Raw genomic sequence first — 14,600 nt, 5'->3', positions numbered from 1 at the left:
CCAAGCACCGCCGCCCAACCGGCCAGCACCGTCATGTACAAAGTCGTACCGTGGCGCTGGCCCAGCGCCTTGAGATCGGCTGTCAGCGCTTCATCGAAGACGACCGGAAGGCTTGCACCGGCATGACTCTGCTGCGCCGGACGAGGACGGTCGGCAGGCAGCGTCAACAGCGCGGGCGCATCGGCCAACGCGGCTTGCCACCAGACGCCCTGCTGCTTAAGCACCTCGCCACTGAGCCAGCGGCGTTGCCAGACGGCATAGTCCGCGTACTGCACCGACAGGTCCGGCAGCGGGTCGTCCTGGCCCTGGCGGAACGCTTCATAGAGAGTGACCAGTTCCCGGGTCAGGACGCCCATCGACCAGCCATCCGAGACAATGTGATGCATCGTCACCAGCAACACATGCTCGCGCTCCGCCAGGCGAATCAGTTGCCCACGGATCAACGGACCGTGTTCGAGATCGAAGGGCTCGCCGCCTTCCTGCTCGACCAGCGCATGCAATTGCGCCTGCGCCTCGGCGTGGGCGGACAAATCCACGGTGCGCAAGGCAAAGCCACTGTCCGCTGCCGCGATACTTTGCCGGGCCGGTTGTTCCGCTTGCAATACGAAGGTGGTGCGCAGCGCTTCGTGACGCGCCACAATCCGGTCCAGCGCACGCTGCAGCGCATTGCGGTCCAGATCCCCCGTCAGGCGCAGCCCCACAGGAAGATGGTAGGCCGAACTGGCCCCCTCGACCCGTGTCAGGAACAGCAAGCGCTGCTGTGCGAAGGACAGCGGCAACGGCTCATCGCGGGACACCGGCACAACGGGCTGCAGCGTGCTGCGCCCCGAACCGGCCACGGCCCGCGCCAGCTCGCTCAATTGCCCATGATCAAAGAGCTCGCCCAGTGCCAACTCCACGCCCAAACGTTGACGTACCTGGGCGATCAACCGCATCGCCAGCAGCGAATGCCCACCCAATTCAAAGAACCGATCATGACGACCCACCCGATCCAGACCCAATAGTTCCTGCCATATCTGCGCCAGCACCGGTTCGATATCCCCCTGCGGCGCTTCATAGCGATCCACCGCCATCGCAGCCGAGCCAGGCGCAGGCAGGGCCTTGCGATCCAGCTTGCCATTGGGGGTCTGCGGCATTGTCTCCAGCGGGACATACGCCACGGGCACCATGTAGTCAGGCAATTGCTCCAGCACAAGGGCCCGCAGCGCTTCGGCCGTTATATCCTGATCGGCCCGGGCCCTGTAGTACGCCACCAGACGCTTCTCGCCGGGTGAGTCTTCGCGCACGATCACCACCGCCTCGCTCACCTGTGGGCAAGCACCCAGCACCGCTTCGATTTCGCCCAGTTCGATGCGCAGGCCACGGATCTTGACCTGCCCGTCGTTGCGGCCCAGATAGTCGATCCGACCGTCCGGCAAGTAGCGGCCGATATCGCCGGTGCGATACATCCTTGCGTTGGTCTCGGGGCGGAATGGATCCGCCAGGAAACGCTCGCAGGTGAGGTCGTCGCGGTTCATGTAGCCCCGGGCGACGCCGGCGCCCGCGATGTGAATCTCACCCGCGACGCCGACGGGCACGGGCCTGCCATGGGCGTCGAGCAGGTAGAACCGGGTGTTGGCAATGGGACGGCCGATACTGACCTGGCTGCCATCCGTCGCGCGTGCCTCGACCTGGATGAACGATGACCAGATTGTGGTTTCGGTCGGTCCGTAAACGTTGAACAACGTCTTGACCCGCTGCGCCACATGCTGGGCCAGCTCAGCGGGCAAGGCTTCGCCACCACACAGCGCGATCAGCTCCTGGGCCCCCTGCCAGCCCGATTCGAGCAACATGCGCCAACTGGCCGGCGTGGCCTGAGCGAAGGTGATGCCATTGGAGGCAATCATCCCGGCAAGTGCCTGACCGTCGCGCCCTTGGTCACGGGAAGCCAATACCACCCGGGCACCACAGATGAGCGGCAGGTACAGCTCAAGGCCGGCGATGTCGAACCCCAAAGTCGTCAACGCCAACATCCGGTCGGCAGCGGTCATGCCCAGCGTGTCGCGCATCGCGCACAGCAGGTTGATCACGCTGTGGTGCTCGACCATGACCCCCTTCGGCTTGCCGGTCGATCCCGAGGTGTAGATCACATAGGCCAGGTGCGCCGAGGTCAACCCCGCAACGGCCACATCGAAGGTCGGCTGGTCTCGCCAGGCAGTACCGTCGAGGTCAATGGTCGTCAACCCGTCATGGGTCAACAGATCACGGGTCGCGGTGTGCACCAGCAACGCCAGCGGCTTGCTGTCTTGCAGCATGTAGGCCAGCCGATCGCTCGGGTAAGCAGGGTCCAGCGGCACATACGCCGCTCCGGCCTTCAGGATGCCTAGCAGCCCCACCAGCAGGTCTGGACCGCGTTCCATACAGATCGCCACCCGATCATCCGGGCGAACGCCCAGCGCCCGCAGGTGATGAGCCAGCCGATTGGCCTGCCCGTTCAGTTCGACGTAACTCAGTTGGCGATCGCCGCAAACCACGGCCACGGCGTCGGGGTAGGCCTGGACCCGGCCCTGGAACAGTTGATGGATGGTCTGCTCCAGCGGGTAGGCCACGCGGGTGTCATTCCAGGTTTCCAGCAACTGTCGAAGCTCGGCGGCAGGCAGGCCCGGCAGCGCGGACAGCGGTGTATCCGCGGCCTGCTCCAGGGCGTCGACCAGGCTTTCGATCGAGACTTGCATGTACTCAACGACGCGTTGCGCGTCGATCCCGCAAGCCGCTTGCACCACCAGATTGAAACCTTCACCCTCGTCGTCCACGGCCAGCGAGAGCGGGTAATTGGTACGCTCCTCGCCGCCAAGAGTATCGATGCCCTGCCACGCCAACTCTGCGCCAGCCGCTGCCGTCACGGCGTTATGGCGATAGTTGAGCAAGGCACTGAACAGCGGCGTGGGGGGCGCCACACCGCTGCAGCGCTGGGCCAACGCCAACGGAGCGTGCTCATGCCCCAGCAGCCCGGTGAGCTGCTTGTGCGCGGCCTTGACGCCCTCGCGTGCAGTTTGCCCGCCCAGGCTTATTCGCAAGGGCAGCGTATTGATGAACATGCCCAAGGCGCGGTCGGCCCCTTCCGTGCCTTGCATCCGTCCCAGCAGAACGGTACCGAAGACCACATCGTCGCGACCGCTGATGCGGCCCAGTACCTGCGCCCATGCCAGATGCATCAGACTCGCCGCGCTAACACCCGATTGGCGTGCCTGTCCTCGAAGACGACGGCAGAACTCCAGCGCCAGCACCCGCTTTACCTCTTCCACGCCGTTGCCGTCGCCCTGCACATCCTCTCGGCCGAACGGCAGCGTCGGCTCCAGGATGTCGCCGAGCATGTCACGGAAGAAAGCCTCATGGGCTTGCTGGCTGATGCCCAGACGGGCCAGCGCCACGTAGTTGCGGTATTGCATCGCGCAGCCCAACTCGCCACCACGGCCCAGCAGAAAGGCCTGCATCTCGTGTACCAGCGTCTCCAGCGCCGTGTGGTCCAGGATCGTGTGGTGGAACAGCAGCGTGGCCACCCAGCGCCGGTTCACCGCATCTTCGGCGCAAACCAGGCGCAGCATGGGCGCATGGTGCAGGTCCAGCCGGTAATGCCGGGCGTCGAAGCGCTCATGCAGTTGCCCGGCGACATCCCCTGCCAGCGGGTCCGCCGTGACCGTCTCCAGCACCAGAGGCGCCTGGCGCCAGACGATCTGCACTGGCTCGTCGAGCCCTTCCCAGGCGATTGAGGTGCGCAGGATGTCGTGACGGTCAATGACCTGCTGCAGCGCCTGTGTGAATGCCTCGAGACGGTCGCGATGGTCAAAGGCAAATTGCGACTGGAGCAGGTACGGGTCACCCTCTCCGGCCGCCAGATGGTGATAAAGAATGCCTTGTTGCAAGGGCGCCAGCGGGTAGATGTCCTGGACATTGGCCGCGCCACCCGGCACGCTCGCCACGATCCGGTCGATGGTTTCCTGATCCAGGACAACCAGGGGCAACAGGTCCGGCGTGATCCGCTGGCAACTGTCGCCGATCAGATTGGCCGGCACCACGACGTCACGATGCCCGCCCACCGCGGCGGCCAATGCCTGCAACGTCGGCTGGGCGAACAAGACCCGCACGTCCACCGCCAGGCCGACCTGGCGCATCCGCTCGATCAGCCTCATCGCCAGCAGCGAGTGACCGCCCAGTTCGAAGAAATGATCGTGGCGACCAACCCGCGCCACCTTCAGCAACTCGGCCCACAGGTCCGCCAGGGTCCGTTCGATTTCTCCCTGCGGCGCCTCATAGGCCTGGCTCGCGTAGGCTTCGGCCTGCGGCGCGGGCAATGCCTTGCGGTCTACCTTGCCGTTGAGCGTCAGGGGCAAGGTCGGCAGTATCACAAAGGCCCCGGGGATCATGTATTCGGCCAGGGTCGCGGACAGTTGCTCGCGCAACCCCGCCACGCTCAGCGTAACCTGCGGTTGCGCTACGATGTAGGCCACCAGGCGCTTCTCGCCCGGTTCATCGGCTCGCACCATGACCACCGCATCCTGTACACCGTCGCAGGTGACCAGTTTCGCCTCGATCTCGCCCAGCTCGATGCGGAAACCGCGGATCTTCACCTGGTCGTCGTTGCGACCCAGGCATTCCAGGCTGCCCTCCGGCAACCAGCGACCCAAGTCGCCGGTGCGGTACAGCAGCGCGCCGGGCTCCTGGCTGAACGGATCGGCGATGAACTTTTCCGCGGTCAGCTCCGGGCGGTTCAGGTATCCCTTCGCCACGCCCTTGCCTCCGATATGGATTTCACCGGCCACCCCCTGGGGCACCAGTCGTCGATGGGCATCGAGCACGTACACCTGGGTGTTGGAAATCGGTCCGCCGATGGGCACGCTCTGCGCATCCTCGGCCACGGCCTTGACCTCCAGGGTCGTGGCATAGGTGGTGGTCTCGGTCGGACCATAGCAGTGCACCAGCCGCAGCGTCGGCGCCAACTGCAACAAACGCTGGAAAGACGCCACATCGGCGCGCTCGCCACCGCACAACAGGATGCGCAGACCGCCGATGGCCTCCGGAATCAGTTGCACGTACTGGTTGAAGATCGCCGTGGTCACGAACAGCACGGTGGCCCCCGAGGTTTTCAATACCTGGGCAAAACATGCAGGCTCGAGCAGGGTCTCATGGTCGATCACCACCACCTGCCCGCCGTTGAGCAGCGCACCCCACACGTCCATGGTGCTGGCATCGAACGCCGGATTGGAGGCAAAGGCGATCCGGTCGTGCTCGTTGAAATCGGCATAACCGTTGTTGATTACCAGCCGGTTGATTGCCCGGTGCGGTACCAGCACGCCCTTGGGCTGCCCTGTCGAGCCCGAGGTGTACATGATGTAGGCAATCGCCTCGCTGGACTGCGCAAACCCCGGGTTGTGAACCGGTCCCTGCTCCTGCAGCCGGTCCAGGTCGACGCGACACGCGCCCGCAGGCACCGGCTCGCTGCTGAGGGTCAGCAGGCAAGACGCACGGCAATCCTGGAGCATGAAGCGCTGGCGCTCCTGGGTCGCATTGCGGTCCAGTGGCACATAGGCTGCCGCGCACTTGAGGATTGCCACCTGACTGACCAGCAAGTCGATCGAGCGCGGCAGCAGGATCGCGACACAGTCGTCCGGCTGTACGCCGAGCCCGATCAGATGATGGGCCAGGCGGTTCGCCTGCTCGTTCAGTGTCTGGTAGCTGATTTGCCGGGGCCCGTGGGCGACAGCAATCGCGTCCGGGGCCTGGGTGACCCGGGCTTCGAACAGCGCCAGCACGGTTTGCTCCTCGGGGTAGGCGCGTCGGGTGGCGTTGAAATCGACCAGCAACCGCCGGCGTTCGCTCTGTGGCAGGACCTCCACACGGGTGAGCGGCGTATGCGCGGACTGCTCCAGCGCCTGCACCAGGCTTTCGAGCGCGGTGTGCATGTACCCGCAGATGCGTGCCGCCCCCACGCCTTTCAACACCAGGGCGCTAAGTGTGAAACCCTCACCCAGGTCGTCCACCGACAAGGTCAGCGGATAGTTCGAACGCTCTTCGCTGCTCAGGGTCTGGATACCCTGCCAGGCTGTCGTGGCCTCGGCCGAGACGCCGGCACTGGCGCTGTGTCGGTAATTCAGCAGCGCACTGAACAACGGGGCCGGGGCCGTCACGCGGCTGCAACGTTGCGCCAGGGCCAGCGAGGCATGTTCGTGGACAAGCAACGCAGTCAGTCGCTCATGGGTGGCGGTGATCCCGGCCTGCACGCTTTGCTCATCGAGTTTCACTCGCAACGGCAAGGTATTGATGAACATCCCCAGGGCGCGGTCGGCGCCCTCGCCGCCCTGCATCCGGCCCATCAGCACGGTGCCGAAGACCACGTCCTCGCGCCCTGACAACCGCCCGAGCACCTGCGCCCACGCCAAGTGATGCAGGCTGGCGGCACTTACGCCCAGCTGACGCGCGTGGGCCCGCAAGCGTCGACTCAGGTCGGCGTCGAGATCGAGTCTGGCTTCTTCGATACCACTGCCGTCACCCTGGACCTGTTGCAAACCCAGCGGTAACGTCGGTTCGTCGACATCGCCAAGCATTTCGCGGAAGAATGCTTCGTGTTCTTCCTGGCTGACACCCAGGCGCGCCTGCGCCACATAGTTGCGGTACGGCATGGCCACGGCCAGTTGGTCCTGTTGGCCGAGCAGGTGCATCTGCATTTCCTGCTGCACCACTTCCAGTGCGGTATGGTCCAGGGCAATGTGATGGAACAGCAGCATCGCTACCCAGCGTTGATTGGCCGGTTCATGGGCGAACCGCAGGCACATCAGCGGGGCCTGGCGGATATCGAGACGATGATGGCGAGAATCGAAACGTGTGTGCAGCCGGGTCACCGCGTCATCGTCGGGGTCTTCCAGGGTCAGTTCTTCGACGCTCAGCGGCGCCTGGCGCCAGACCACCTGCATCGGCTGCTCCAGCCCTTCCCACAACACCGCGGTGCGCAGGATATCGTGGCGATCGACGACGCCCTGCAAGGCTTGCACGAACGCCTCGAGACGCGCCTTGCTGTGGAAGGCGAACAAGGCCTGGAGCACGTAGGGGTCGCCCTGCTGCGCCGAGATGTGGTGGTAGAGAATGCCCTCCTGCAACGGCGCCAGCGGGTAGATGTCCTGCACGTTGGTCGCACCGCCCGGCACCGTGGCGACAATGCGCTCGATAGCCGCCTGGTCCAGCGTGGCCAGCGGCAGCAGGTCTGGAGTGATTCGCTCGCAGCCCGCGGCGATGGCGTTAGCCGGCACACGGATTTCCTTGCCGCCGCCCACCGCCGCGGCCAGAGCCGCCAGGGTCGGTTGGCCAAACAGCACACGCACGTCGGCGCTCAGGCCAACCTGGCGCATCTGCTCGATCAGGTTGACGGCCAGCAGCGAGTGACCGCCCAGCTCAAAAAAATGATCATGACGCCCGACGCGTTCGACATTGAGCACCTGGCTCCATAACCTGGCGAGGACAATTTCGGTCTCACCCACCGGTGCCTCATAACCGCGTGCCAGGAACGACGCCTGGTCCGGTACCGGCAATGACTTGCGGTCGAGCTTGCCGTTGGGCGTCAACGGCAAGGCATCCAGCCGCACATAGGCGGCGGGCACCATGTAGTCCGGCAGGTGGCGTTGCAGGTGAGCGCGCAGCGCCTCGACATCCACTGTGTCATCAGGCCGGTGCAGGGTGAAATAGGCAACCAGACGCTTTTCTCCCGGCATCTCTTCGCGAACCAGCACCGCCGCTTCTTTCACCGCACCATGTTGGGTCAACCGGGCCTCGACCTCTCCCGGCTCGATGCGGAAACCACGGATCTTCACCTGGCCATCGTTGCGTCCCAGGTATTCGATATTGCCGTCTGGCAGGAACCGCCCCAGGTCACCGGTGCGGTACATCAGGGCCTGCGGCTGCTGGCTGAACGGGTCGGACAGGAATTTTTCCGCGGTCAGGTCCGGTCGGTTCAGATAGCCTTTGGCGACCCCGGTGCCGCCGATGTACAGCTCACCGGCCACGCCATGGGGCACGGGTCGACGCTGCGAATCCAGCAGGTAGACCCGCGTATTGCCCAAGGGGCGACCAATGGGAATGCTGCCCTCGCCGGCTGCCTCGATCCGGTAAGTGGTGGAAAAGGTTGTCGCCTCCGTCGGGCCGTAGCCGTTGAGCAGATGTTGCGGCGCGCCTTCTTTCAGGACCCGCGCGATAACGGCCGGATCGAGCACATCGCCGCCGACAATCAGGTAGCGCAGTTGCCTGAATACCGGCATCAGGCCCGCCGCGTACTGGTGGAACAGGCCCGCGGTGAGCCACAACACGCTCACCGATTGTTCGGTCAGCCATCCGGCAAGACGCGCCTGGGACAGCAGGACATCCTGTTCGACCACCACCACGCAGCCACCATTGAGCAATGGTGCCCAGACTTCGAGGGTGCTGGCATCGAATGCCGGGTTCGAGGCGAACGCCACCCGGTCCTGCCCGTTGAAGTTGGCATAGCCGTTGTTGAGCACCAGCCGGCTGATGGCCCGGTGCGGCACCAGCACCCCCTTTGGCGTGCCGGTGGAGCCCGAGGTGTACATGATGTAGGCCACGGCTTCGCTCGAGAACGCCGGCGGCCTGTCAAAGGCCGGCTGTCCAGGCAGGTCGAGGGTGTCCAGGTCCACCCGCCGCACGCCTGCGTCCAGGGCTTCGGCGGCGCGGGTCAACACCCGCACGGCGCCGCTGTCCTGGAGCATGTACTGCTGACGCTCGGCAGGGGCGTTGATGTCCAGCGGCAGGTAGCGCGCCGCGCACTTGAGAATCGCCAACTGGCTGATCAGCAGGTCAAGGGAGCGTGGCAGCAGGATCGCCACGGTGTCGCCCGGTTGGACGCCAAGGCCGAGCAGATGCCCCGCCAGGGCGTCGGCCTTTGTGTTCAGCTCCCGATACGTCAGGCTCTGTCCCGATTGCACCGCCGCCAGCGCATCCGGGCAGGCCTCGACCCGGGCTTCGAACAAGGCATGGATCAACTGTTCCCGCGGATAGGCGCGGTCTGTGGCGTTGAACGCTTGCAACACGCGCTGGCGCTCGGTCGGCGGCAAGATCGACAGACTGTTGATCCGCGTTTGGGGGGCATTCTCCAATGCCGTGACCAAGCCCTCGATGGCGGCGTGCATGTACTCGCAGATACGTTGCGCATCGATTCCCGGGGTGGCCTGCACTGTCAGGGCGAACGCGTCGGAGTAATCATCCACCGACAGCACCAGCGGATAATTGGTGCGCTCTTGCGCGCTCAGGCTCTCGATCCCCTCCCAGGCGAGAAGGGCTTGCTCCGGCAACACCTGGGTCGCCGCGCCAACGCTGTGGCGGTAATTGAGCAACGCACTGAAAAGCGGCGCCGGCGCGGCCACCCCGCTGCAACGCTGCGCCAGGGCCAGGGACGCGTATTCGTGACCGAGCAACGCGCTCAGCCAGCGGTGGGTGTTTTTCACCCCGTCGAGAACGTCCTGGGCGCCCACATCCACCCGCAGCGGCAAGGTATTGATAAACATGCCCAGGGAGCGGCTCATGCTTTCACCAGCCTGCATGCGCCCCAGCATCACCGTGCCGAATACAACGTCTTCACGACCGGATACGGCGCCCAGTACCTGGGCCCAGGCAAGGTGGATGATGCTCGCCGCGCTGACGCCCAACTGACGGGCTTGTCCACGCAGGCGAAGGCCGAGCGCCGGCATCACCGCCAGGTGATGCTCTTCGACGTCACTGCCGTCGCCCAGCACATCCTGTTGGCCGAAGGGCAGGGTCGGCTCGTCGACATCGCCCAGCATCTTGCTGAAGAACGCCTCATCGGCCTGACGCTGACTGGCCTGTCGTGTGCGTGCTACATAGTTGCGATAACGGCCGGCGGGCCCCAGTTGATCGCCCTGCCCTGTCAGCCAGGCCTGCATCTCGTGCTGCACCACCGCCAGTCCCGCATGGTCCAGGACCATGTGATGGAACAGCAGCATGGCAACCCAGCGCTGATTGACCGGGTCGTGGGCGCAGACCATCAGCAATAGCGGCGCCTGGCTGATGTCCAGTCGATGGTGCCTTGGATCGAATCGCGCCTGCAGTTGCGTCATGACATCGCCCACGGCGAGCTCGGCACTGACGTCCTCTACACCCAGCCGGGCCCGCCGCCAGACCACCTGGACCGGCTCTGCCAGGCCTTCGCGAACGATGGCCGTGCGCAGGATGTCGTGCCGATCGATCACGCTCTGCAGGGCATCGATAAAATCCGCCAGGCGCCCACGATGGCTGAAGGCGAAGCGCGCCTGCAAGACATAGGAATCGCCTTGGGCGGCCGTCAGGTGGTGATACAGGATGCCCTCCTGCAACGGTGCCAAGGGATAAATATCCTGGACGTTGGCCGCCCCGCCCGGCACGTTGGCGACGATACGATCAATGGCCGGCTGGTCCAGCGTCACCAACGGCAACATCTGCGGTGTGATGCATACGCAACCCTCGGGGATAAGGTTGGCGGGTACCTCCGGTTCGCCGGCATTGGCCGCATCGTACTGCCCGGTCTTGATCAGGTCGATCAATGTGGCTTTATGCTCGCGCAACAACGCCAGGACCGCAGGCTCGCTCAACGACTGCTTGCGGCCTCGGACCACGAGCTGATCGCCCTTGATGGAAAGCTGAACGTCTTTTTCTTTCAGGGTCGCCAACAGTTCGATCACACTCACAGGACAATCTCCATTTTTTCTGTCATTGCCGCGTACTCCGCGAGCGTGGGTTGCTCGAACAGCGCGCGCACATCCGCTTCCATACCTTCCTGGCGCATCCGCTCCATCAGGCTGACGGCCAGCAGGGAATGCCCGCCCAATTCAAAGAAGTGATCGTGACGACCGACGCGCTCCACGTTCAGCACCTCGGCCCACAGTTGCGCCAGGGTGATTTCGGTCTCGCCCACGGGCGCTTCGTAGCCACGGCTGATGATGCAGGCCAGATCCGGCACCGGCAGAGCCTTGCGGTCGAGCTTGCCGTTGGGCGTCAGCGGCAAGGCGTCGAGACGCACATAGGCCGTGGGCACCATGTAGGCCGGCAACAGGGTTTGCAGGTGTATCCGCAGGTCCTCGATGTCGGCCGTTTCATCTGGCCAATATCCGGTGAAATAGGCGACCAGGCGTTTCTCCCCCGGTGCGTCTTCGCGCACCAGCGCCACGGCTTCCTTCACGGCCGCGTGCTGGGCGAGCCTGGTTTCGATTTCGCCCAATTCGATCCGGAAACCACGCAGTTTCACCTGATCATCATTGCGGCCCAGATATTCGATGTTACCGTCCGGGAGGTAGCGGCCCAGGTCGCCGGTCTTGTACATCCGGGCATTCGGTTCACGGCTGAACGGATCCTTGAGGAAACGTTCAGCCGTCAGGTCATCGCGATTCAGGTAGCCCCGAGCCACACCGGCACCGCCAATGTAGAGTTCCCCGGCCACCCCGACCGGAACGGGATGGCGATGGCTGTCGAGCAGGTAGAACCGGGTGTTGGCGATCGGCCGGCCGATACTGACCGAACTGTCGCTCGTTTCCTGGCCACTGACCCGCGTCGACGACGACCAGATCGTCGTTTCGGTCGGACCATAGACGTTGAACAGCGTCTTGACCCGCGCCGCCACGCGCGCAGCAAGGTCGGCGGGCAACGCTTCACCCCCGCACAACGCGGTCAGTCCCGACGCGCCCTGCCAGCCGGATTCGAGCAGCATGCGCCAGCTCGCCGGGGTGGCCTGGGCAACGGTGACACCACTGGCCGCGATCAGGTGCGCCAGTGATTGACCGTCGCGCCCTTGGTCGCGAGTGGCCACAACCATGCTCGCGCCGCGCAACAGCGGCAGGTACAACTCCAGGCCGGCAATGTCGAAGCCCAGAGTTGTCAGCGCCAGCATCCGATCGGACGACATCATGCCCAGGGTATCGCCCATGGCACACAACAGGTTGACCACACTGCGGTGCTCGACCATCACACCTTTGGGCTTTCCGGTCGACCCCGAGGTGTAGAGGACGTAGGCCAGATGTGCCGACGTCAGGCCCTGCGCAGGTGGGTTGGCGCTGGACAGGTCCCGCCAGGCGTCGCTGTCCAGATCGATGACCGGAACCGCAGAGCCAGCCAGCAACCCGCACGTACCGGTCTGCGCAATGACCGCAAGCGGTGCGCTGTCTTCGAGCATGTAGGCAATGCGGTCCAGCGGATAGGCGGGATCCAGCGGCACATAGGCACCGCCCGCCTTGAGTATCGCCAGCAGCCCCACCACCATGTCCAGGCTCCGCTCGACACAGATCGCCACCCGCGAATCCGGCGTCACACCCCGTCCGCGCAGATAATGCGCCAACCGGTTGGCCCGCTCGTTCAATTCACGGTAGCTCAGGTCCTGCTCGCCGTGCAGCACGGCCAGGGAATCCGGGGTACGCCACGCCTGGGCTTCGAACAGGCTGTGAATGGTCTGCTCCAGCGGATAGTCGACTTGCGTGGCGTTGAACCCTTCGAGCAACTGCTCATGCTCGCTTGCTGGCAGGATCGACAACTGATGCAGGAGTGCCTCGGGTGTCCGTTCGAGCATCTCCACCAAGTGATGCAACGCCTGGTGGACATAACCGCACAGGCGCTGCGCGCCGATCCGCGCCGGAGTCATGATGCTGAAGCTGAAGGCATCGCCCTGGTCGTCCACCGACAAGGTCAGCGGATAGTTGGTCCGTTCCTCACCGCCCAGCAACTCGATACCGTCCCAGGCTGCCAATGTCTGCGCCGAAGCGGTCGTCGTGGTGTGACGGTAGTTGAGCAAGGCACTGAACAGCGGCATTGGCGCTTCCACGCCGCTGCAACGTTGCGCCAGTGCCAGCGCGGCATGCTCGTGGGCCAGCAAGGCCGTCAGGCTTCCATGGGTCGCCTTCACGCCGTCACGAACGCTGGTCTGCCCCAGGCGGACCCGCAACGGCAGGGTATTGATGAACATGCCCAACGCCCGGTCGGCACCCTCGCCGCCCTGCATCCGGCCCACCAGCACCGTACCGAATACCACGTCCTCCTTGCCCGACACCACGCCCAGCACCTGCGCCCAGGCCAGGTGATACAAGCTCGCCGCGCTCACCCCCAGCTGACGGGCCTGGGTACGCACGCGGCGGCTCAGGTCAAGCGCGACGTCCTGGCGCACTTCCTCGATTGCACTGCCGTCACCTTGCACATCCAGCAAGCCGAATGGCAGCGTCGGCTCGTCGACATCGCCGAGCATCTCGCGGAAGAACCCTTCGTGGGCTTCGCGATTGACACCCAACCGGGCTTGCGCCACGTAGTTGCGGTACGGCACCGACGCGGGCAGGCGCTGTGCCTGGCCGAGCATGTACGCCTCGATTTCGGCCGCCAGTACTGCCAGGGACGTGGCATCGTCCACCAAGTGATGGAACAGCAGGATACCGACCCAGCGCTGATTGTCCGGATCCCGCGCATAGGCCAGCCGCATCAGCGGTGCCTGGCGAATGTCCAGGCGGTAGTGCCGCGGGTCGAAACGTTGATGCAATTGTCCGGCAATATCCCCGGCTGCCGGATCCAGCTGCACCGACTCCACCTCCAGCCGTGCGTCACGCCAGACCACCTGGACAGGCTCGGCCAGACCTTCCCAGAGCACACCCGTGCGCAGGATGTCATGCCGGGCAATGACCGCCTGGAACGCCTGGACAAACCCGTCCAGGCGCGTGGCGCTGTCGAACGCGAACATCATGTATTGAAGGTAGGGGTCACCCTGCTCTGCGGCGAGGTGGTGGTAAACGATCCCCTCCTGCAACGGCGCCAACGGGTAGATGTCCTGCACATTGGCCACGCCGCCCGGCACTGTCGCCACGATACGGTCGATGACGTCCTGGTCCAGGTCGACCAGGGGCAGCATGTCCGGGGTAATGTACGCGCAACCGTCCGGAATACCATTGGCCGGCACCACGACTTCCAAATCGTTCCCCACTGCCGCCGCCAGGGCCGCCAGGGTCGGTTGGCCGAACAGCACCCGCACATCGGCACTCAGCCCGGCGTTGCGCATGCGCTCGATCAACTTGACCGCCAGCAGCGAATGACCGCCCAGCTCGAAGAAGTGGTCGTGGCGTCCGACCTGCTCAAGGTCCAACAATTCTCGCCAGAGCGTGGCGAGAATGGCTTCGATCTCGCCTTGTGGCGCCTCATATTCACGCGTTGCGACCGCCGATTGATCCGGTGCCGGCAACGCCTTGCGATCCAGCTTGCCATTGGTGGTCAACGGGAAGGCTTCGAGCATCACGAAGGCACTTGGCACCATGTAGTCCGCCAGCGAGCCCAGCAACTGCGTGCGCAGCTCGGCAGCCGCTGGCCGCGCGTCTTCCTCGGCGATGACATAAGCCACCAGGCGCTTGTCCCCCGGCTCGTCCTCACGGGCGATGACCACCGCCTCTCTGACCCCTTCGCAAGCCGCCAGCGCGGCCTCGATCTCGCCCAGTTCGATGCGGAAGCCACGGATCTTCACCTGGTCGTCGTTACGCCCCAGGTATTCGATGCTGCCGTCCGCCAGCCAGCGACCCAGGTCGCCGGTCTTGTACATCCGGGCGTTCGGCTCA

2 protein-coding genes are annotated in these 14,600 nt (G+C 64.7%); both read right to left on the bottom strand.

Annotated features, from left to right (window positions below; all coding sequences use genetic code 11):
* On the bottom strand, window positions 1-10,718 hold a 10,718-nt coding region (locus BM317_RS29055), incomplete at its 3' end, for a non-ribosomal peptide synthetase (RefSeq protein ID WP_170866290.1).
* Window positions 10,715-14,600: non-ribosomal peptide synthetase (locus tag BM317_RS29050; protein ID WP_139236089.1), on the bottom strand; the 3,886-nt coding region annotated here is incomplete at its 5' end. The genes BM317_RS29050 and BM317_RS29055, both read right to left, overlap by 4 nt.

It is taken from the genome of Pseudomonas sp. NFACC24-1, assembly GCF_900115235.1.
GTDB lineage: Bacteria > Pseudomonadota > Gammaproteobacteria > Pseudomonadales > Pseudomonadaceae > Aquipseudomonas > Aquipseudomonas fluorescens_AA.
This window is presented reverse-complemented; position numbering and strand designations above follow the sequence as displayed.